Here is a 21,121-nt window from a genome sequence, read left to right on the forward strand (position 1 = left end):
ACTGTGGCCGTCGGCGACGGTTGTGGTTTCGGTGACGGCGGTGGCGGCGGTGGTGGAGCTGTCGGCGGCACAGGCGTCGGTGATGGTGGCGGTGGCACCGACGTTGATGTTTCCGTTGGCGCCAGGGTAGGTACTGCCGTAAACGTTGCCGTCGCAGTCGGCAGTGGTGCGGCAAGGGTCGGTGATGGGCCAAGTGGAGCAGTGGCAGTTGGTGATAGGCCAGCATTAACATTGAAGCTGCGAATAAACAGGAACATCATCGCAATCACCACAACCAGGAGCAAACCACCGATAATAAAAAATGGAAGTTGCTCGGTGCGATCGGAGGGTAAAGCCGGTGATCTCACCACTGGTTCAGGGTCGTGACGCCTGGGTTGTACCGGCGGTGCAGGTGGCAGCGGCGTTCCTGGCTGATGATGAGCAGTGTTCGATACTGCCGGTTCTTTGCGTCGGCTTACCGCTTCTCCGTCTGCAGAAGCTAGCTGTGCAGGTGCAGGCTTCGCCTTGTGTGCTACTGATTGTAGCACAGGTGGCCCAAGTGGCACAGGGGCCGGTGCCGTCGGCATTGATTGGAGCGATGGTTCAACCAGTGCAGCTAGTTCAGAGGTACTGACCGGCGCAATCCCATTTCGTTCGGCCACCTCACGTAAAGCGGCTATGAACGCCGCACCCGTCTGAAAGCGACGCTCTGGTCGTTTGGCGAGGGCACGGGTAAGTACCAGATCGAGGTCGGTCGGAAGATCGGGCACAAACGACGTGATAGGTGGCGGTGGTAGTTGCGCATGGGCAACGATCAGTTGGGGTGTAGCGCCACTAAACGGTACGCGACCGGCGATCACTTCATACGCGACCACTGCAAGCGAGTACAGGTCACTCCGCCCATCAACACGCCGGGCCTCGGCTTGTTCGGGCGAAATGTACTCTGGTGTTCCCATAAACACGCCGGTGCGCGTCAGGCGCTGTTCATCCGCCTCTGGTGTCTGCGCAATCCCAAAATCGGTCAGAACGACACGACCATTACGATCAATTAAAATATTGTGCGGTTTGACATCACGGTGAACGGCGCCAGACTGATGGGCATAATCGAGTGCCTGAGCGATTGGTTCCAGAATAGCGATGGCATAGCCAAGACCAAGCGCACCATACTGTTCGAGAATCGAGTGCAATGGTCGGCTGGCGATGTACTCCATTGCAATATAGTGGATGCCCTGATCCTCACCAATGTCGTAAATAGTGACAATATGAGGATGACGCAAATTAGCCGCAGTGCGTGCCTCGCGTTCAAATCGCTTGATAAATTCAGTGTCGAGACTCAGTTGCGCGGCCAACACTTTCAGCGCAACGATCCGCTGAAGTTGTGTATCACGTGCCCGATACACACGGGCCATACCACCGCGACCAAGCTCCTCGATCACCTCATAACGACCGATGCGCCGTCCGCTTCCACTACTCACCCGTCTCTCCAATCACATATCATTGCCGTGGTGAGTCACAATATCTGCCACAAGCGAAAATGCCATGGTATAATCAGCAAGGTCAAGGTGATTGTACCATATTGCACGCACGCATTCAAAGCATGATGGAGGCTGGTGAACGATGCAATCCGCTCCCGCCCCCCAACTGATTATTAAGCGAAGTAATGGGGAATACCGCGAGATCGTGTGGGATCGCCCGATCATTACAGTTGGACGTGATAGATCGAATGACATTATTATTGATCACCCGCTCGCTTCACGACGTCATGCCCGCTTTGAACAGACCGAGGAGGGGTTTTTTGTCCGTGATCTCGATAGCACGAATGGCACATTTCTCAATCAAGAGCGCCTGATTGGTGTTCGCAGTCTGCACAATTCTGATCAAATCTTGATCGCCGATACCGTTATTACATTTAGCGACCCGGCAGCAACGATGAAAGGAACGCTTGATCCATCGTTGTTGCGTGCAGTGCGGGCTGAAATCCGGGTCGATGAACTGACAAAATCGGTGTACATCCGCGGTGAATTACTGTCACCACCGCTAACGATGAAGGAATTTCGGTTGTTGTCCCTGCTCTATCGGCGACAAGGCGAGGTGGTAAGTAAAGAAGAGATTGCCAATCAGGTGTGGGATTACGCCATCTTTGATTACAACGCAATTGATGCGCTGGTCTATCGCTTGCGTCAGCGGATCGAACCAGACCCATCAAAACCACGATACCTGATTACTCAACGCGGATTTGGCTACAAATTGGTCGTAGCACCCGATCTGGAGTCGAAAGCAGAAGCGAGCTAAAGTGGATAGAGAAACCATGAGTATAACACTGACTGCGCCGAAGCGCCTCCGTGGCGTGATTTCGGTGCCAGGCGATAAATCTATTTCACACCGGGCCGTGTTGTTGAATGCAATTGCAGAAGGTCACGCACGGATTACGAATTTCTTGCCCGGTGCTGATTGTCTTTCAACGGTAGCGTGTGTTCGTGCACTCGGGGTAACGGTAGAGCAACTTGCGGAACGCGAGTTGGTTGTTCATGGGGTAGGATTGGGAGGCTTGCAAGAGCCAACCGATGTGCTCGATTGTGGGAATTCAGGCACAACGCTCCGTTTGCTGGCCGGATTACTGGCGGGTCATCCGTTTTTTAGTGTCTTGACCGGTGATGCGTCGCTCCGTTCGCGTCCGCAGCGTCGGATTGTCGTGCCTTTACGCGCCATGGGCGCGCACCTTGATGGTCGGGCCGATGGTGATCGAGCACCATTGGCGATTCGCGGCGCAACGTTACGCGGTGGTCATTACGAGTTGCCCATTGCTTCGGCGCAGGTTAAATCGGCACTCCTGCTGGCTGCATTGAATGCCGAGGCTCCCCTCGTTTTGACCGGTCGGATCGATTCGCGCGATCATACCGAGCGTATGCTGGCAGCGATGGGGCTTGATATTTCTGTTTCGTCGTCACAGATCATACTGCAACCGCCATCGGCTGCGACAATGCCCGCTGCTCTCTCGCTGCGCGTTCCCGGTGATCCTTCGTCGGCTGCATTCTGGTGGGTGGCAGCAGCAATCCATCCTGACGCTGAATTGGTGACACCTGGTGTCTGCCTTAATCCTACGCGAACCGGTGCGCTTGAAGTGTTGCGTGTTATGGGTGCTGATCTTGAGGTTATCAATGAACGGCTGGAAGGGAGTGAACCGGTTGGTGATGTCGTTGTCCGTTCGTCATCGCTACGTGGAACGACGATTGCTGGTGCGCTTATTCCTCGGCTGATCGATGAGATTCCGATCCTGGCCGTAGCTGCTGCCTGTGCAACCGGTGAAACGGTGATCAAAGACGCGCAAGAACTGCGGGCCAAAGAGACTGATCGCATTGCGACGGTTGCTGCCGGCTTGAGTGCGATGGGGGCGCTAGTCGAACCAACCACCGATGGAATGGTTATCAGCGGGCGGCCCGGTCAGCTCCAGGGTACAACCCTCAATAGTTACCATGACCATCGGCTGGCAATGGCCTGGGCAATCGCCGCTATGGTGGCTCGTGGTGAAACAACAGTTCTCGAACCAACGGCTGCGGCAGTAAGTTATCCGGAATTCTGGCAAACCCTGGCAACGGTACAGGAGACGGTATGAACCAGGGATTTACGTTTACCATTGAGGTTTTTACCCCAGCGCTTCTCTGTACCGGTAGCTACACACTCCCGCTCTACCGAAGAGTGAGCGATGCGCTGAACAACCGCTTGAGCCGTTTCATTACCCTGCACGATGTCAGTATTGCCCCCCTCTGGCGACCACAGCAAGCTCAGCGTGTACCACAAGCATTGATTGCCTGGGGTGATGCGCTGCTAGTGTCGGTGTTGGCCGAACCTGAACCGCCAGCCGATTATCATCCAATTGCAACACAGCGGACAACCCAGACGGTCATGTTTTTTACCGCCGAATTCGCCGTGCGGGCCGAGATGTACAAACGGCCCGATGTGAGCCTGGAAGAGATGTTGACGGAGTTGGCCGATGACTTTATCCCACTCCGAAACGTGACGATTTTTCCGATCAATGGTGGCGCTCCGCTTCACCGCACCTTTGTCTGTCTGGCACAACGAGCCATCCAGGCACTCTACATCGCACGAACTACCACACCTGTTGAACAGCATCCAACTGAGGTTCCAGAATCATCAGCAAGCGATTCTGCGGTCAGTATTTGAGAGAGGGGATTTTCATGAAGATTTTGGTTACTGGCGGTGCTGGTTACATTGGTAGTATTACCAGTGCCGAACTTGTACGCGCTGGCCATGAAGTGATCGTCATCGATAATTTGTATCAGGGTCATCGGGCCGCTGTTCCGGCAGAGGCAGTCTTTATTGAAGCCGATCTGGCCGACCGAAGGACACTGAGCAACATCTTTGCCGCATATCCCGGTATCGATGGGATTATGCACTTCGCTTCGTATACGCTGGTTGGCGAGAGTATGGAGAAACCCTTTCTGTACTTGCGCGATAATGTTGCCAACGCAGCCAATCTGCTTGAGGCTGCAATCGCCGCCGGTGTGCGCCGGTTTATTCTCTCTTCCACAGCAAATCTGTTTGATCAACCCGAACGGATTCCGATTGCTGAGAACGAACGAATTGTGCCCGGTTCGCCATACGGTGAGTCGAAGTTCTTTATCGAGCGGATGTTGCACTGGATGGCCCGTATCTATGGGATGCGTTATGCATGCTTGCGCTATTTCAATGCCTGCGGTGATACCCCAAATCGTGGTGAAGACCACGATCCTGAAACGCATCTGATCCCTATTGTGCTTCAGGTAGCACTTGGTCAGCGGCCCTATGTCACCATATTTGGTGATGACTATCCGACCCGTGATGGGACGTGTGTGCGTGATTACATCCACGTTCTTGATCTGGCGAGTGCTCACATTCTGGCCATGGAAGCGCTCGACCGGTTGGGTGAGCGTCGCTACAATTTGGGGAACGGCCAGGGCTTTACTGTGCGTGAAGTCATTGAAACGGCACGCAAGGTGACCGGTCATCCGATCCCGGCGGTAGTTGGGCCGCGCCGACCAGGTGATCCGGCTGTGTTGGTGGCCTCTTCCGAGACGATTCGCGCCGAGTTGGGCTGGCAACCGCGATTTACCGATCTTGAGTCAATTATCGCATCGGCGTGGGAGTGGCATCGTACTCATCCAAATGGCTATGACGACTAATACTCCTTCTACCCCCAGTCTGCCAAGGGTATTTGGCCATTACGAGGTTGAGCAGCAGATTGGGCGTGGCGAGTCAAGCCGGGTTTTTCGTGCCCATCACCGGCAAATCAAAGAGCACAAGGTCGCGCTGAAGGTGCTCTTGAGCCAGGAGGCGGCACGCATCAGACGCTTTGAACAAGAAGCGCGGATTGCTGCACGCCTCCGCCATCCCCATATTTCGCGCTTGCTCGATTACGGTTTCCAAAACCCGTTTCACTATGTTGTGTTTGAATACATCCCTGGTGTTTCGTTGCGCGACCGTATCAAAGGGCGCGATCAACGTCTGCCGCCTGATAAAGTGCTGATCTATTTTCGCCAGATTGCCGATGCACTCGATTATGCACATAGTCATGACTTCATTCACCGGGATTTGTCACCCGGTAACATCCTGATCGATGAGCAGGAGCATAAGGCGTATTTGATCGATTTTGGGATAGCACGCGATCCGGATCATTCGCTGACCTCAACCAACATGGTGATGGGAACTCCTGGCTTCATTGCACCAGAGTCTCTGATCTCGGCCAGCAATGCGACCCACTTATCTGATATTTTCAGTCTGGGGGTGGTGCTCTTTTTCATGCTGACCGGCGAAGAACCGTGGTATGAGACACCAACCCCACCGGTTTCACGCGAATCTTTTGCACGTATCCGTACTCTGGCAGAAGCTGGTGCGAAACTTCCGAGCGAGGTTGATCGCATTATTCGCGTGTTACTGGCATTTGATCGCGAACATCGCTATACCAGTGCCGGTGCGGCTGCATCTGATTTCGAAATTGCATTAAGACGACATTTCACTCAGACGTATGTCGTAACCGGTGACCCAGCGGTGCCGGTAACGACATCCCGAACTCAGCGACAAATCGTCCTGATTGAGCCGAATGAAGTAGAGCAGGCTTTGAGTGGTTCGTTGTTTCGCGAGCCACTTGAGCGAGCGTTAGAGCGTGCACGCAAGCTCGATGATACGTCTATTCGACAGTTGCTCGACCAATGGTCGAAAACAAAGCGCTTTTATCAACCGCTGCTTGGGCGAATAGCCCAGATTCACGATACGAAACATCAGAACGTCTTCTTCTTTTCGCTACGCTTGCTTATCGAACAGCGCCGTGAAGCTGGTCTCGAAGAGGAACCCGATTCCCAGCAGAAACAGATCCCTCCTCAGCGCGAACTCGCGCTCTGGCAGATTGAATTACCACCACCGAAAGAGTTTCAAGAACATCCCGGTGGTCGTGTGATCGTGCCCGGTTCCGAACAGATCGTTACCTGTCCATCTTGCAAGGGGCAAGGGGTGATTACCTGTCCAACATGCCAGGGTCAGCGGCGGGTTACTGTTCCTGAACAACCTGTTGACCAGCAGCCGAAGAGCAATTCAGCAGATTCACCAGCGGTCGTGCGACAACGGGTCGTTCCCTGTTCGGCGTGCAGTGGTCGTGGTTCGTTACCCTGTAAACGCTGCGAGAGCTTCGGACGTCTGGTGCAGCGCAAGGTTATGGAGTGGTCGCGGCGAGTGGTAAAAGATAGTTCCCAAAACGATTTGCCTGATGTTGATGAGGCGTGGTTGCATCGCACCTGCAAAGCCGAATTGGTGTACCGGAACCGAGTTCAGCGCATTCCCCCCGAATGGCTTCAAATCAGCGAAGTAAAAGAGATGATTGAACTTCAGCAGAAGCAACTGGATAAGGATAGTCAGATTGTAATGGCTGAGTTACAGATCAACTTTATTCCGCTAACGGAAATAAAGCTCGATCTTGGCAATCCAGAAGTAGAGTATCGGCTGGCAATTTACGGTTTCGAGAACCTCATTCCCCCCGATTGGCGTTTTTTACATTGGGAGCGAATTGGATTTATCAGTTTGACAGTAGTACTCGCCACATTTTTGCTGATTTGCCTGGTTGTTTTGCTGGGGTAGCACGTATTTCGGTATTTCAATTCCAAAGACCATCACGGCTAGGAGTGTGGGCCAACGGCCCGCGCCCTGCGCTAGCATCCGTGGAACCCGTGTCCGTCTCAGAAGCACCTTATTGGGGGCGGGTTCCTAACCTGCCTTATCACTTGTCCCTATTTTCTATTTCCTCTCTTGTTAAACCCTGCTATTGTTACCCCTCCCCTGCCGGAACATTTTAAGTCGTGGTACCATACCTGTAGCGGCATTGTGGAGAAACTTGTATGCAAACTGCACAACTGGTATCAAACCTGTTAAGCGAAGCCCGTAAAACACTCGTCGGTCAGGAAGAGCCGTTAACTCTGTTGATCACTGCTCTCCTCTGTGGAGGGCATGTGTTAATCGAAGGCCCGCCGGGCACTGCCAAAACATTGATGGCCAAAACACTGGCGCAGATGATCCAGGCCGACTTTCGTCGGATTCAGTTTACACCCGATCTTATGCCATCCGACGTGGTCGGCACACAAGTGTACGATCTGAGTAATGGTCAGTTTCGTTTGCGTAAAGGACCAATCTTCACGCAGATATTGCTAGGTGACGAGATTAACCGTGCACCGGCGAAAACGCAGAGCGCTTTGCTTGAGGCGATGGAGGAACGTCAGGTTACTATCGAAGGCCAGCGCTTGCCGCTGCCAGAACCATTTTTCGTCATCGCGACCCAAAATCCGATTGAGTATGAGGGTACCTACCCATTGCCCGAAGCTCAACTTGACCGTTTTCTCTTCAAAGTGGTGATCGATTACGCATCACGTGAAGTAGAAACGGAAGTTCTGCGCCGTTACCATCTCGGTTTCGATGCGCATCAATTAACGACGAGCGGTCTTCGTGCCATTGTAACACCCGAAGCACTCACGGTATGTCGGGCGGAAATTGCTCAGGTACAGGTTGAGCAGGGCATTCTGAATTATATTGTCGCGATTGTCCAGGCGACTCGCAATAGCCCTGAATTGCTGGTCGGCGCGTCACTGCGGGCCGGAATCGCTCTCTTGCTCGCCGCAAAGACACTGGCCGCTATCTATGATCGCAATTATGTTACTCCCGACGACGTCAAGCTGTTGACTCGTCCAGTTTTGCGGCACCGGATCATTTTACGCCCGGAAGCCGAAATCGAAGGCTTGAACGTCGATACAGCCATTGGTCGTATCCTCAATCGCGTTGAAGTACCGCGCTAGAACGAAACCTGTATGCTCGTGCGTAGTTCGCTTCGCTGGATTATTCGCCATCCGTGGCAAATGGTGCTCTGTGTGCTAGGGGTAGCGTTAGGGGTAGCTGTTGTTGTCGCAATCGATCTGGCAAATGCCAGTGCCCGTCGTGCTTTTCAACTGGCCGGTGATACCATCGCCGGTCAGGCAACACATCAGATTATCGGTGGCCCAACCGGTTTACCTGAAACAGTGTACCCAATGATCCGGCGCCAATTCCCTGCATTGGCTGCTGCACCGGTTGTCGAGGGCTATGTTAACGCACCAACCCTTGGGCCTGGTGTATACCAGCTTTTCGGAATCGATCCCTTTGCCGAGGCCCCGTTTCGGCCATACCTGGCCAGTAATGGTTCGGTCGATCTGGCTGCGCTGCTGATCAAACCGGGGGCGGCGCTGCTCGCGCGTACCGTCACCGAACCGGCCAACCTGCATCCTGGCGATCACGTGCCGATCCAGATCGGCGCCCGGCAATCGATGTTAGAGATTGTTGGTATTCTCGATCCTGCCAATGAGGTGAGTCGGCGGGCACTGGAAGGTCTGATTGTTGTGGATATTGCGAGTGCGCAGGAACTGCTAACCAATACCGGTCGTCTGAGTCGGATTGATCTGATCGTGCCGGAGACATTTGAACTCGATGTGCTGGCGGCCAGCCTGCCACCTGGTATCACTATTCAGCCTGTCACTGCTCGCACCGGGGCATTACAGCAAATGACCGATGCCTTTGAGCTGAATCTGACCGCCTTGAGTCTGCTGGCGTTGATTGTTGGTATGTTTCTGATCTACAACACTATGACCTTTAGTGTTGTCCAACGCCGTACCTTATGGGGAACGCTGCGCTGTGTGGGTGTGAGTCGTGCTCAGTTAGCCGGTCTGGTATTGACTGAGGCATTTATCATCAGTTTGCTGGGTGTGGCTGGTGGCCTGGGGCTGGGAGTTGTATTGGGAAGGGGTCTGGTCGGTTTAGTCACGCAGACGATAAACGATCTCTATTTTGTGGTTACCGTGCGTGATATACAGCTCGAACCGTTCGTGCTCTTAAAAGGGGCCGGACTTGGTGTTATCGCCACGATTCTGGCGGCGCTTATGCCAGCACTTGAGGCGATGTATACCCCACCGCGTACCGTGTTGCGCCGTTCGAGCATCGAAGATCGCATTCGGCGGGCTATTCCGCGCCTGGCTGGCGCCGGTATTGCACTCTTGGTTCTCGGTGGTGGGGTGCTAGTGATCCCTATGCCGGCCAACACGACAGGGCTTTACGCTGCATTTGGTGGTCTGTTTGCAATCGTTATCGGTGCTGCGCTTATCACACCACCCGCCCTGGTTGCGCTCATGGCCGTCATGCAACCAACCTTAGGAAGAATATCAGGTATGTTGGGGCGAATGGCGATCCGCGATGTCGTGAGCAGCCTGTCGCGCACGGCGGTGGCAGTTGCCGCCTTGATGGTTGCAGTTTCGGTGACCATTGGGGTGGGAATTATGATCGGGAGCTTCCGCCAAACTGTTATCAATTGGTTAGAGCAGAGTTTAATTGCCGACATCTACGTTTCACCACCGAGTAACGTCGCTAATCGAATCGATACCGTGCTTGACCCGGCGTTAGCGGCTGCGCTGGCGACAATGCCCGAAATTGAGTCGATTACCACCTTTCGTAGTGTGCAGATCGACCTGCCAACCGGCCCGACAACCCTGGTTGCTATCGGAGGCGCAACTGAACGTGGTCGGCGGGCGCTACGTTTCCAACAGGGTGGGGATGCTACTACATGGGAAGCCTGGGAGCGTGGCGCCGTGTTTATCTCAGAACCGTTAGCATTCCGGAGTGGTCTGGGCGTTGGTGATACCTTGACGGTACGCACCGATCGCGGGATGCGTGATCTTCCAATTGCCGGTGTCTACTACGATTACACTTCTGATCGGGGGGTGATACGGATGAACGATACTGCCTACCGCGCATTATGGGATGACTGGGCGATCTCTTCACTGGCTATTTACGTGCGCGATGGGTACGATGTCGAAGCGGTGATTGATCGGGTGCGGACGATAAGTGCTGCGTATGGGACGGTGCTGGTCAATGCCAGTCGTGCTCTGCGTGAGGGGACACTGGTTGTCTTTGATCGCACCTTTGCCATCACGTCTGTGCTGCAGCTCCTGGCCACTATCGTTGCGTTTATTGGTATTTTAAGTGCGCTGATGGCATTACAGCTCGAACGTACCCGTGAATTGGGGGTATTGCGCGCTGTTGGCTTGACCCCTGCCCAACTTTGGGGAGTCGTGCTCGGTCAGACTGGACTTATGGGACTGGCTGCCGGTCTGCTGGCAGCACCGTTAGGATTGGTGCTGGCCCTGATCCTGACGTATGTGATCAATAAGCGCTCGTTTGGTTGGACACTGGAATTAGCTGTTGATCCGGCACTTTTTGGACAGGCATTTATGGTAGCACTGATTGCTGCGGTGTTAGCAGGAGTATGGCCAGCTCTGCGCATGAGCCAGACCAGTCCGGCAGTTGCGCTGCGGGATGAATAATACTGCTGAGCGAGTATCTGAAAAACCTTTTTCCCGCCAGTCGTTTTCACCCTTCCTCTGCGTAGAAGTGGTTGGGCGGAGAGTATCTGACGCCCCCCTCACTGTCACTCTGGCCCCCTTCCGCTCCCACACGGGGCGAGGAAGGGGGGAAGTAGTGTAGCTAGTGCGAAAGCATGGTGGAACTCCTCCCGAAATGGTCGCACGGATACGGGACGTGCCCAATGAGAAAGCTGGGTTTTCGATCAGCCTCTCAGAACGTGGACACTGGGTAGGAGGATTTCCAGACAAGTTCTGACACATTGCGTTAAACGTCTCGTAAATTATGGTACGATATACGAACACGATCCGTGTGAACGTAAGGAGAACCGGCAATGAGTGATCTGCAGGCGGCTTTTGAGCGTGCGGCGCAAGAGGTGCAGCAATTACCGCGTCGTCCCGACAACGAAACCCTTTTACAACTGTATGCGCTCTACAAACAGGCGACGGTTGGTGATGTGCAGGGTAGTCGGCCAGGTGTGCTCGATATGACCGGACGGTTAAAGTACGATGCATGGGCTAAACTTAAAGGCGTAACAGCAACCGAGGCAATGAGCCGCTACATCGAACTCGTTGAGCGACTGAAGCAGTCAATTTAAAGCCTATCCGAATCATCTGTCATCCTCTCGCAACGGATGCACCTCGGCGATGGATGGAAGACGATTCACAAGGAAATGCGAGGCAACGCCTCGCCCCTACAGGTATTCACGACGATAGTCACGGAGAGCTGGTAATACCGACCGTCGTCACACTGCAGGGAGATGACGATTTCGGTCTCTCTCACCTTCCCCCTGGCCTCCTTCCTCTCCCACATGAGGAGAGGAAGGAGGAACGAGTAGCGAGGTGAACTCCGTCCGTCCCGCGCATCGCCTGGGGTTGCCTGCGCAGCAGAGAGAACGCGAAGCGGATGGAGGCAAAGGACGTTGGCTCTCAAACGCAATGTCGCAGATGCACGGTACGAGCCTCATGAGAAATTCGGGTTTTTGATCAAGCTCTGAGAAATGAAGCGATTTTCATCCTTTCTCAGCAGTGGAAAGATAAAGAGGAGATACAAAAAAAGCTGGGGGCCGATTTAGAACCAGCCCCCAGCTCTCAGCTTATTGTTCCGCTATAGATTAATAACGGCGACCAAAACCACCACGAGGAGCGTTACGTGGCTTATCTTCCGCCTCGTTTACCCTCAGATTTCGTCCACCCACCTCAAGACCGTCGGTTGCGCGGATGACAGCGGCGACGTTATTGGTTTCAATCTCAACGAAGCCAAAACCACGCGAGCGACCGGTATCACGGTCATTGATGACCCGTGCACTCTGTACTTCACCATGCGGCTCGAAGATCGAACCCAGCTCAGCATCGCCCACATTCCACGGCAAATTCCCGACGAACAGTTTTACCAACATTGCACATACTCCACAGAAACTTGGTTTGACATACCGTCATGGCATATCAAAAACCGGCTATCATAGACCTCTCGTACTGCCGCCATCGATCTTGTTGGATCGATTGGTCGCTCCGGCGATCGACAACGTACTTGCTTCGAGCGATGAAGCATTGCCGATCGACCAAATGCACGAGAGTTCTCTGATACCGGTCTTGCAGCACACGACGTTGACTTACCTGCTTACTATAACACACCTTTCCGAAATTGCAAGTGGGATTTTGAAAGGAATTATGATTTTGAGGAAGTGGGGAGTTAGACCTCCTCACCAACCATCTGGCCTCATTCCGCTTCTGCCAGCGAGTGAAAGAGGGATTTTCACCCTGGCTATTTGCTATCTCCTGTCTTCAATCTCCTGCAAATCGGGGTATACTACATAAAGAAGTGTTTCTTCTGCTGCGGAGGTACTATGGCGAGACCTTTCATTCCAATGACCGACAAATGGCGGCAAGAATTCATTAGACCGCGCGGCCCGGCCAACGTACCGCCAGTTGGCAGTGAGGCGCCCGATTTTACTCTACCGTATGCACAGTTCATAAGCGGGCCACCGGAGGATCGGGTTGAGTATGGCCGCACGATTACCCTCAGCGCGCTGCGTGGTCGACCGGTTGTACTCAATCTTACCCGGATTGTGAGTGACCGCTTCTTCTGACCGCACTGCGCGCCGCAACTGGATGCGTTGCGGGAGCATTATGAGCTGTTCGTCCAGCGCAATGCCCACCTGTTGGTCGTTAGCAGTACTGATCTCGAAATGACCAGCTACGTGGCCGAGGTTTTGCGTGCGCCATATCCAATTCTGAGCGACCCCGAATGGGAAGTATTTTACCGCTACGGGATGGGATCGGCGATGGGAGTGCCCTTACCCGGTGTTTTCGTCATCGATGCCAACGGGATCATTCGCTGGAACTGGGCAGCACCTTTGTCAGTCGTCTTCACACCACCACGCCCTGCCGAGCTAGCAGCAGTGTTGGATGCGTTGGGGGGATGACAGCGGAGGATGACGGGGAGGAGGGGCACGATGTAACGTGCCCCGACCTTTATTAGTCACGAGGTGCTGTTAGATCCGTTCGTACCACGAGAACGATTTAGACGAACGTTTTAATCGGTAGGGTAATACTACATGTCGCGGCTGACGGTCATCTTTCGACAGCTTTTTTGTCTGATCATAAACATTCACCTTCTCAAAACTTACTTTATCATCACAGTCATCTAAGACCTGGAGAGTTCCGTCAAGCGGGAAATTCATACCAGGTTGAGTGAGCGAAATAAAGTCTGGCGGTAAGACTTCCTGGTATTCGGGTGCCTGTAGCAGTTGAACAAAACCGCCCCGTTTGCCGAGATAGGTGATATTGATCAACGCGGTAGATAACCAATCACGTTGCGCTGTACCTTCCCAGCCCAACCCAATCGCAAAGGCACCAACCAGATGAACGTACTCACGATACCCGATTGTCCGTTGGAAAAAGCCTTCAAAATCAGGATCATTGGGCTGAGCGTTGCTACGGCTAGGACGGAGAACGCGCTGAAAGACGTTCGAGACAACTGCATGCGCTGCCGGTCGTAATGCTACTTCCAAGCGGGCAATATCAGGCCAGTAGCGCTGCACCGTACTTAACGGTTGGAGCCGACACAAGGCATCGAAGATCGCTACCTTGATCGCAAAAGGCGAGGGCGCCAGCAGCGTTTTCCCGCCAGAAGCAGTCGTGGCACTCGGACGCAACGAGAAGAGTGAGACAGCTTCGTATTCAGCAATTAACCACATAAGCTACTCTCCCTGCACCACCGGCAGAGTAAACGGTTCAGCTTCCCGAATAAGACGACTCATCTGTTCGGCAAATTCGCCGAGCGAAGCGAATGAAAACAGCTCAATTGCCCCTGGATGGAGCTCGTTCAGACTGTTAGCAACACGCTGAACATCGGCAACAAAATCATCTTTCAGTGGCGAGATGCAGGGCGCCGGAAGAACATTCGAGCTGACCGAGATCACACCACTGACGTCAAGAATGTGCGGATTTTGCGCCGTCCGCATCGCACCGGCAGGCTCGATGAAGGTGTAGAGCACACTCTCAAGCAAGGCGCGTAAACGCTTCTGCCGTTGTTCGGCATCAATGGCGTAGCGTTGCGAAATATCGTTGAAGCCAACCCGTGCTGCCTCAACCTGTACCACAATTGCATAGACACCCGATGATGCTGGACGATGGAAGGGAGTCTGTTTTCCGGTAATCGAACCAGACTCATCAACGCCAGCGCTACCACCGCCACGCTCACTCTCAAATTTGACATGGAAGTATGAGTCGGTCTTAACACTTCCTGGAACACCTACGACCCACCCAAACTCGACGACACTCTTGCGCGGCAACGAGCGGTTCTCGGCGGTAATCAACGCTCCTGCCATATCGGTGACCGCACAGCGCTGCAGAATGAGGTCAAGCTCGGCCGCATTACTCTTGGCCTTCTTCAGTTGGTTGAGAAACCCTTTGTCAATGTCGAGATCGTAGTTAATGCGATTGGCATTAAACAGCCGTGCACCGATTGAAAGGGGTAGGCCAGCCTGCACCGCCAATCGATGCAGGTGTTCCGACTGAATATGTTTGAACATGTCGCCGCTAATTGCATTCACGCTGTGCAGACGACCATCGGCAAAGACGTTAACCATCCGCGTTTGAATCTGATACCCCTCACCACCCTCGTTATTCAACGAGTGGAGGTTCAAGACGGCACGAGCAGCAATTGACAGACTGAACATAGGCTTCATACTGATGTCTCCTCGGCTATACACATGTGACTATTCCTCTTCCGATTCCTCAGTGCTACCAGCATCCTGATCGTTTGCCTCGTCAGTATCACGCTCAGGCGTATAAGTTTCATCACGCTGGTATGTGCTGGCATAGCCATACGCCACGAGCAAACTGGCAATCATCTGCGGATCGCGATACTTATCCATCAAGGCCAGCAACTCATCAATATCCTGGATCGAAACATCGCTGCGTGCTCCGCGTGGTTGCGAGTTACCCTGACGCTCCAAGCGTTCTCGCATGCGGGCATTTTCCGCATTGTAATCGTGAATAAACTTGCTCAGAGCGACAATAAACTCGTTGGGATACGCTGATTTACGCAACAGTTCCTGCCCAAGTCCATATCGCACTTCATACGATACTTCGTACTTATCCTGATTACGCTTCAGGCTGCGACGATGAGCTTCAACGGTTGCCATCCGAATGGCATAGGCCAGATTGCGAAAGCCGCGTGATTTGGTGATCTTGCTCAAGGGTGGGGCAATCGAACTCATCATAACCTCCAAAGAATAAACCGTAAACTGCGGTGCGAGCTTGTCGCGTTGGATAACAAAGCCAGAGTAGGCATCGGTAAATGCCAGTAATGCCGTGAGTTCATTGGTGGAGAGAAAATCACGGTAGCTACGGAGTAATTCATACTCTTCACCACGCTTCTCATCGAGATTGCGCACAATCCGCAGGTGTTCGTCAATCACTGCCTGATAGCGCGGAATATCACTCTGCACTCGTGGTTGTATCCAGGACGGTAGACCAATCCGGGCAATGTTCATAACCGCCGCCGACTGACCGAGATTCTTGTAGTAGGCGCTATCAAGCCCATACACCAGCCTATTAACACCTTGGTGTGTGCCGAACACCTGAGCCAGTAGGCTCTGATTACGACTGACTTCGGCGTAGCTCAGGACTGCTTTCGCATAACGCAACGCAGCCAGGATGTCGAGCTGAATTGCGCCACCTGAACCAGCCATTAAGCGCCGAAACTGCTCGCGGATACCCAGGTGATGCTCCCAGTCGAGCCGGTTGGGCGCCAGGACATAGATTTTCCGATCCTTGCTATCTTTGATCAGACGGGTGAAGCCAGCCCAGCGCAATCCAACCCACTTCAGGTATTCGGTAAGCCAGAAGTTACTGAGATTGCCGGGCTTCGCAAAGATCGCTTTACTATTGGTCGTTCCCTTGCCCTGGGTTGGATTGATTAATTGAGAGGCGCTGAGCTGTTTCGAGTGTTTCAGTCCATGACGTTTACACACTTCTGCCCAGTGTTTCGCGGCCTCCTCTTCTTTGTTCGGAAGCGCACTGGTATAGATCAGCACCGTTTTCAGTAGCTCTGGAAATGCGACCTGCCCCTGAAACCATTCAGCCGCCGCACTGTTAGCGGCTTGCAATGCGGCCGGATTGATTGCCCGAAAGAGTTCCCAATCGGGGTGGGGTTCGACCGGTGGTTGAAGCTGTTGCCACTGATCGCCCACACTACGTCGCCAGGCCCAATAGGTTTCGTTATCGCTTTTGGCCTGTTCGTAATCAGGAGCAACTCCTGGCATTGCCGCTACCGTTTCAACCGCAATCTGAGTACCTTTGATCAACTTTTGCTGACTCTTGCGATCAACGGTGATGAGTAAAAAAGCACCGGTAAAAAACTGACAGTGGGCAACCCATTCTTCACGCAATGGCGGATCACAGATGACAGCAAAATATGGACCACAATCCTCAATCGTAATCCGTGCTCGACCATCGGCAATCCCGTTGAATACGTAAGCTACACCAAACGCAACCAGATTATCGGCAAACGTAGCGGTACGCTTTTCCACATAATACTCACTGCGATAGATCGACGAATTCATAACCACTCCAACATTCAGGGTGTTGCCTGTTCACAGCCCATTTCAGTCCCGCGCTGATCGGCTCGCCGGAGCGCACGGGCTAGTAACGAGTAGGCAATCCAACCGTAACGGTCGGTCGGTCTGGTAAGCAGATCGGCAAACTGGCTCACTTGACCGGTATCTACCTGTTGCCAGAGCATATCTGGATTCGCATGACAGGTGACATCTTTGGGAAGGAATTGTAGCGTATCTTTAATAACATCTTTCGCATTATCTACCAGTTTAAACGATTGACAATTCCGTACAAAAGGCGCATGATGCCGGGCAATCGCTGTTAATGTCGCTTTCACAAGTTCCTGATGAGGAAGCGCCTCGGCCAGTATACGTGCGACTGCTAATGCACCTTCGGCGGCATGACGTGGGCGTTGATAGTGTTGTGACACCTGTTGTTCCTCCTGCGCATGAATTGGATTCTGGCGGTCGAAGGTAGTATGGGCCAGGGCAACTTTTTGGTCAATCGGTTGCCCGATTGCCTGCTGATAAGCATGCGCCCACTGTTGCCAGCCAACTGAGAGTTTCCCGACATCGTGAAATAAGCAGGCTAGCCAGGCCGCACACAGCACACTTCCCCGCTGCCAACCAGCGACTCGTTCGAGGGCATTGGCGGCAAAATGAAGTTCGGAGAGCGCCAGGTCTCTAAAGGCTTGCAGTACTCGTTGAATGTGATCGCGGTATGGTTCGACTCGCAACCCAAAAGTGGTGCGATCAATTAAGGTGGTCGCAGGTGGCAGTGTTGATAGAAACGGCAAATGACCGACGTTGGGTAAGAAGCCTTCCTGTTCTGAGTAACCGGCCAGCGCCGGATGAACGACGATCAGTGCGGCTGCTTCCAGATCACGACCATCCCGGACATCAACCCAGCGGTAGAGAGGCCGATTATTCTCTAACTGATCACCCGCCTCACTTTCATCAAGCCGACGCACACGCCATGGTACAGTAACCGGTCGTTGTAACCATTCTTTGACCATACTCCGCAACGAATAGAGCGGAATGTTTAGCCCAATGGCGTCATAAGGTGAGGCCAGCAACTGGTCCGGATCGTGGTGGATCAACAGTGTTCGACTGTCAACATCGCGTACTAGCAATCGCGAAGCTCCTTCACGAAAACCGTCCAGACAACGGTGAATGTTGCTCTGTCGATTCTGCCGGTTGGCCTGGATATTCCCGATGACCTGCCGATCACGTGGTGTACTGACCGCATTCACCAACGCCTGTTCATCGGTAAAATCGAGCTGACCCTGTTTGGACTTCAGCCAATCAAGGGTCAAATCCATCTCTTTTTTCAGCAAATTGTTGTCCTTGAAGGCATAGGGTGCGTACCTGTCAACCGGATACACGATAACCACGCCGGTCTCACCCGGATAGCGGGCACAGCGACCGGCCCGCTGGATCAGACTAGCCGGTGGCGCCAGTTCGGTGTGGAGGATCTCAACTGAAATATCGACCCCAACTTCAACCACCTGGGTTGCAACAATGATCAGATTGACTTGTTCACGAGGTGCGCCAATGCCAAGGAGCTTCCGCAGCCTCTCTTCAATCCGACGCCGATCCGACGGTAAAAATTGACTGTGCAGCAAAATAATCTCGGTGCCTTCCGGAGCTTGCTGTTTCAGGTCGAGATATAGCTCACGCGCTCGCCGCACCGTGTTACAGATGACCATTGAAGCGTGGCGATGAGCAGCCAGCACTGCCGCAGCCTGTAGGGGCGTATCGGGGACCTGCCAGACGCGCTGACGGGCCGGCTTATTGCCACGGGTGTTTATTGCAGTTATCTCGTCTACGGAAAGGGTTACGATTTCAGCCGGATGGAGCAGATTAGCTAATGCCTGTAGCATATTCCCGCTGAATGTCGCCGTCATTAACATCACTGGCGCCAGACCTTTAAGCTGTTGCAGAACGTAGAGAATTGTCGGCAACGCTGCTTCTGGATCAAACAGATGAAACTCATCGAAGACCAGGTAGGCACCGGCAAATGCGCCGGCATTCACATTCGCCAGCCGATACGGCAGACTGTAGGGCATCATGAGATAGCTACTGAGAAATTGATCAACGGTACAGAAGATAAGATTCCCTTCAAAACGTCTATCGTCCGGCTGTTCACCGGTTTGAATCCGAACATCGAGCCGTTTGCCGTGACGTCGGTAATAGCTCGCGGCAAGCTGATGATATTCGGCATAAAACTGATTCGCGAGGACGCGCATCGGAGTAACGTAAATGCATTTACGGGGTACAGTGGCAGGCCGATCAAAAAATCCTTCAATAAACGGTGCCAACGCCGCCCGTGTTTTACCAGACCCAGTTGGCGCCTGTAAGACAACAGATGTACCGTTCAGAATGAGGTCTTTAACCCGTTGCTGGTAAGGGTATAGTTGCATCGATCTAACCTCCGAAAAAGTCACGCAAGGTGGTTGATTCGCCAGTCGTGGATGGTGCAGATGATACATGCCAACCGTACCGTTCGGCTAGTGCTCGTGATTCCCCTATCAGCGTCTCGCGGAACTCTACCGGCTCGAGCACCTCTACTGCTGCTCCCCAACCGCGCACCCAGGGCACCATCTCACGCCAGTCGGCAACCTGAGCCTGCCATTCACATCCGCCATCTTCCAAGAGGGTAATCTGTTGTGAGGGATGCCAGATAGTCTCTTTCACCCGTTGTGTAGCCTCGCCGGGTTTGAAGCGCAAGCGCACCGTAACCGGTTCATCGTCACCGAACCAAATACCCCAGGTATGGCGGAGCAGTTGTTGTTCATCGAAATCTTCGGGAATTTCAAAGGTCTCTAACGTTGTTACTACATCTTCAATCCGCTCTAATTTGAAGGGTACAATGTCACGTGCAACATCACTATAGGCAATCACATACACGCTATCACTCCAAAGCGCCGGCTCGATGAGGTACGGGCTAATCGTATGAATAAGTGGTCGGCGGGCGCGCAACGCACGGTAGGTGATACGCGCCTTCTTCTGCCTCAGCCACGCCATCGTGATCTGTTCGAGAATGCTCAACCGTTGTGGCTGTTTTTGCTGCTTGAGCACAGCAGTTGTCAGTTGCAGGAGCCGCTCAGTCATCGGCTGTTGGAGACACGCAGCCAGTTTCTCGACTGCATGGACGACATGCAGGTTAGCTACATGGGTCTGGCGCAGCATACGTCGGGCCGGTAAGTACAGGAAGAGCGCCTCGTAAGGATTAAGCCGAACCTCTGAAATTAACCGGGTTCGATCAATGCGGTAGCGACCCGGTTCTTCTTCAATGAAGGGATATTCCTGTTCTAGTGCAATGCGGTCGCGATAGGCGGTAGAGCGATCGATACCAAGTCGCTCGGCCATCTCGATGTCGCTAAAAGCCCGTTGCACATATAGCCGCTTCATCTCGTTCAAGCGCTCGGCTCGTGATAATCCGCGACCCTTGTTCATACCCACTCCTGTTTTTGAGTTATGTATGTGTTGTTGCTATCTTAGCACCTTCCGCGTTCAAAAATGGCAACAGCATGTCGGTCAAGATGTGCTTTTCTTGTGAGAGGGATGAGTACATGTTCTGCACGTGAAGTTATGTGACGAGCAACTGATTGAGCGATGTACGAGCGTTTCTGGTAATAATGTCGTACATCGTTCATGCTACAATCGAAACAACCGGAATCAGAACTAAATCCGAATGCAACCATGTCTGTGTGTTGCCAGGGCTATTTTCTGTAGGAACAATAGCTTATTGTTACTCTAACTGTGAGGTATTACATGCCAGCCTCAGATCTTCCTATAGCCGACCTCGCCCGCTGTTGTGGCCGTGAACGTCGGGCATTTAGTGAGTCTAGTGAACGATCATCACCGTGTTGCATGGAACTTTTTCGCAGAGCCTTTGCCGGGTATCAAGATGCCTGGATTCACATTACCGAAATCTTTCAGCCGATTCTCCGGCAATGGATTCAACGAGTGTGTATGAGGTTTTCCGATCTGATTGACGAGAATGATAAAACAGAAGTTACCGATAACGCCTGGCTCAAGTTGAGAAAAGGCGTTACTCGTCAAGCCGATCTCTTGCAGGGCGACGATCTAGGGAAGCTCTTGCAATACCTAAAAACGTGTGCTGAACGTGAGATGCATAGTCTTCTGCGGAAAAAG

The 21,121-nt window shown here is 53.1% G+C and carries 16 protein-coding genes and 1 pseudogene; 10 read left to right on the forward strand and 7 right to left on the reverse strand.

The features are described 5' to 3' along the window. Positions 1-1,454 (reverse strand): serine/threonine-protein kinase (locus JE47_RS0114330; RefSeq protein WP_031460430.1); only part of this gene is annotated, 1,454 nt, incomplete at its 3' end. 142 nt (positions 1,455-1,596) lie between these two features. Between JE47_RS0114330 and JE47_RS0114335 the strand changes: the two genes are divergently transcribed. From JE47_RS0114335 to JE47_RS0114370, 8 genes are all read left to right on the forward strand, one after another. Then, positions 1,597-2,271: a winged helix-turn-helix domain-containing protein gene (locus tag JE47_RS0114335; protein WP_031460416.1), complete on the forward strand. Its 675-nt coding sequence runs from the start codon at positions 1,597-1,599 to the stop codon at positions 2,269-2,271. 16 nt (positions 2,272-2,287) lie between these two features. Beyond that, positions 2,288-3,592 carry a 3-phosphoshikimate 1-carboxyvinyltransferase gene (gene aroA, locus JE47_RS0114340; RefSeq protein ID WP_031460417.1) on the forward strand — a complete coding sequence of 435 codons (1,305 nt, stop codon included), beginning with the start codon at positions 2,288-2,290 and terminating at the stop codon, positions 3,590-3,592. After that, positions 3,589-4,161: a hypothetical protein gene (locus JE47_RS0114345; RefSeq protein ID WP_031460418.1), complete on the forward strand. Its 573-nt coding sequence runs from the start codon at positions 3,589-3,591 to the stop codon at positions 4,159-4,161. Before aroA ends, JE47_RS0114345 begins: the two co-directional genes overlap by 4 nt. Positions 4,162-4,175: 14 nt before the next feature. Beyond that, positions 4,176-5,159, forward strand: a complete 984-nt coding sequence (galE, locus tag JE47_RS0114350) for a UDP-glucose 4-epimerase GalE (RefSeq protein WP_031460419.1) — start codon at positions 4,176-4,178, stop codon at positions 5,157-5,159. Further along, on the forward strand, positions 5,149-7,104 hold the full coding sequence (locus tag JE47_RS0114355; protein WP_031460420.1) for a protein kinase domain-containing protein: 1,956 nt from the start codon (positions 5,149-5,151) through the stop codon (positions 7,102-7,104). Before galE ends, JE47_RS0114355 begins: the two co-directional genes overlap by 11 nt. A 257-nt stretch (positions 7,105-7,361) precedes the next feature. Beyond that, positions 7,362-8,309 carry an AAA family ATPase gene (locus JE47_RS0114360; protein ID WP_031460421.1) on the forward strand — a complete coding sequence of 316 codons (948 nt, stop codon included), beginning with the start codon at positions 7,362-7,364 and terminating at the stop codon, positions 8,307-8,309. 12 nt (positions 8,310-8,321) lie between these two features. Next, positions 8,322-10,859, forward strand: a complete 2,538-nt coding sequence (locus JE47_RS0114365) for an ABC transporter permease (RefSeq protein WP_031460422.1) — start codon at positions 8,322-8,324, stop codon at positions 10,857-10,859. Between the two features lie 371 nt (positions 10,860-11,230). After that, a complete protein-coding gene (locus JE47_RS0114370) occupies positions 11,231-11,494 on the forward strand; it encodes an acyl-CoA-binding protein (RefSeq protein WP_031460423.1) in 264 nt (87 codons plus the stop codon). 516 nt (positions 11,495-12,010) lie between these two features. On the opposite strand, the gene JE47_RS0114380 is transcribed toward JE47_RS0114370, so the two are convergent. Then, a complete protein-coding gene (locus JE47_RS0114380; RefSeq protein WP_012255974.1) occupies positions 12,011-12,295 on the reverse strand; it encodes an RNA recognition motif domain-containing protein in 285 nt (94 codons plus the stop codon). 447 nt (positions 12,296-12,742) lie between these two features. On the opposite strand from JE47_RS0114380, the gene JE47_RS20610 reads away from it, so the two are divergent. Beyond that, positions 12,743-13,321, forward strand: coding sequence for a peroxiredoxin family protein (locus JE47_RS20610; RefSeq protein ID WP_081910041.1), 579 nt, complete (start codon positions 12,743-12,745; stop codon positions 13,319-13,321). Positions 13,322-13,390: 69 nt separating this feature from the next. Here the strand turns inward: JE47_RS20610 and JE47_RS0114390 are convergent, their stop codons facing one another. Genes JE47_RS0114390 through JE47_RS0114410 form a run of 5 tightly spaced genes read right to left on the reverse strand, consistent with a single transcriptional unit; the run spans position 13,391 to position 20,419 of the window. Continuing rightward, on the reverse strand, positions 13,391-14,095 hold the full coding sequence (locus tag JE47_RS0114390) for a hypothetical protein (protein WP_031460424.1): 705 nt from the start codon (positions 14,093-14,095) through the stop codon (positions 13,391-13,393). A gap of 3 nt (positions 14,096-14,098) precedes the next feature. Next, positions 14,099-15,088, reverse strand: a complete 990-nt coding sequence (locus JE47_RS0114395) for a DevR family CRISPR-associated autoregulator (RefSeq protein ID WP_031460425.1) — start codon at positions 15,086-15,088, stop codon at positions 14,099-14,101. A gap of 30 nt (positions 15,089-15,118) precedes the next feature. Next, positions 15,119-16,969, reverse strand: coding sequence for a hypothetical protein (locus tag JE47_RS0114400; protein ID WP_031460426.1), 1,851 nt, complete (start codon positions 16,967-16,969; stop codon positions 15,119-15,121). Between the two features lie 14 nt (positions 16,970-16,983). Then, a complete protein-coding gene (gene cas3 / locus JE47_RS0114405; RefSeq protein ID WP_031460427.1) occupies positions 16,984-19,383 on the reverse strand; it encodes a CRISPR-associated helicase Cas3' in 2,400 nt (799 codons plus the stop codon). Positions 19,384-19,387: 4 nt separating this feature from the next. After that, the gene (locus JE47_RS0114410) at positions 19,388-20,419 is read right to left on the reverse strand and encodes a helix-turn-helix transcriptional regulator (RefSeq protein ID WP_031460428.1); all 1,032 of its coding nucleotides are present in this window, start codon (positions 20,417-20,419) and stop codon (positions 19,388-19,390) included. Between the two features lie 318 nt (positions 20,420-20,737). Here JE47_RS0114410 and JE47_RS22205 point away from each other — a divergent pair. After that, positions 20,738-21,121 (forward strand): annotated as a pseudogene (locus JE47_RS22205) (RNA polymerase subunit sigma-70); the annotation flags it as partial.

Source organism: Chloroflexus sp. MS-G (genome assembly GCF_000735195.1).
In the GTDB taxonomy this organism is placed as follows: Bacteria; Chloroflexota; Chloroflexia; order Chloroflexales; family Chloroflexaceae; genus Chloroflexus.

Bases quoted from the DNA above. Each gene is read 5' to 3' on its own strand.
- JE47_RS0114335 (WP_031460416.1), top strand. From the start codon at position 1,597: ATGCAATCCGCTCCCGCCCCCCAACTGATTATTAAGCGAAGTAATGGG.
- aroA (WP_031460417.1), top strand. From the start codon at position 2,288: ATGAGTATAACACTGACTGCGCCGAAGCGCCTCCGTGGCGTGATTTCG.
- JE47_RS0114345 (WP_031460418.1), top strand. From the start codon at position 3,589: ATGAACCAGGGATTTACGTTTACCATTGAGGTTTTTACCCCAGCGCTT.
- galE (WP_031460419.1), top strand. From the start codon at position 4,176: ATGAAGATTTTGGTTACTGGCGGTGCTGGTTACATTGGTAGTATTACC.
- JE47_RS0114355 (WP_031460420.1), top strand. From the start codon at position 5,149: ATGACGACTAATACTCCTTCTACCCCCAGTCTGCCAAGGGTATTTGGC.
- JE47_RS0114360 (WP_031460421.1), top strand. From the start codon at position 7,362: ATGCAAACTGCACAACTGGTATCAAACCTGTTAAGCGAAGCCCGTAAA.
- JE47_RS0114365 (WP_031460422.1), top strand. From the start codon at position 8,322: ATGCTCGTGCGTAGTTCGCTTCGCTGGATTATTCGCCATCCGTGGCAA.
- JE47_RS0114370 (WP_031460423.1), top strand. From the start codon at position 11,231: ATGAGTGATCTGCAGGCGGCTTTTGAGCGTGCGGCGCAAGAGGTGCAG.
- JE47_RS0114380 (WP_012255974.1), bottom strand. From the start codon at position 12,295: ATGTTGGTAAAACTGTTCGTCGGGAATTTGCCGTGGAATGTGGGCGAT.
- JE47_RS0114390 (WP_031460424.1), bottom strand. From the start codon at position 14,095: ATGTGGTTAATTGCTGAATACGAAGCTGTCTCACTCTTCTCGTTGCGT.
- JE47_RS0114395 (WP_031460425.1), bottom strand. From the start codon at position 15,088: ATGAAGCCTATGTTCAGTCTGTCAATTGCTGCTCGTGCCGTCTTGAAC.
- JE47_RS0114400 (WP_031460426.1), bottom strand. From the start codon at position 16,969: ATGAATTCGTCGATCTATCGCAGTGAGTATTATGTGGAAAAGCGTACC.
- cas3 (WP_031460427.1), bottom strand. From the start codon at position 19,383: ATGCAACTATACCCTTACCAGCAACGGGTTAAAGACCTCATTCTGAAC.
- JE47_RS0114410 (WP_031460428.1), bottom strand. From the start codon at position 20,419: ATGAACAAGGGTCGCGGATTATCACGAGCCGAGCGCTTGAACGAGATG.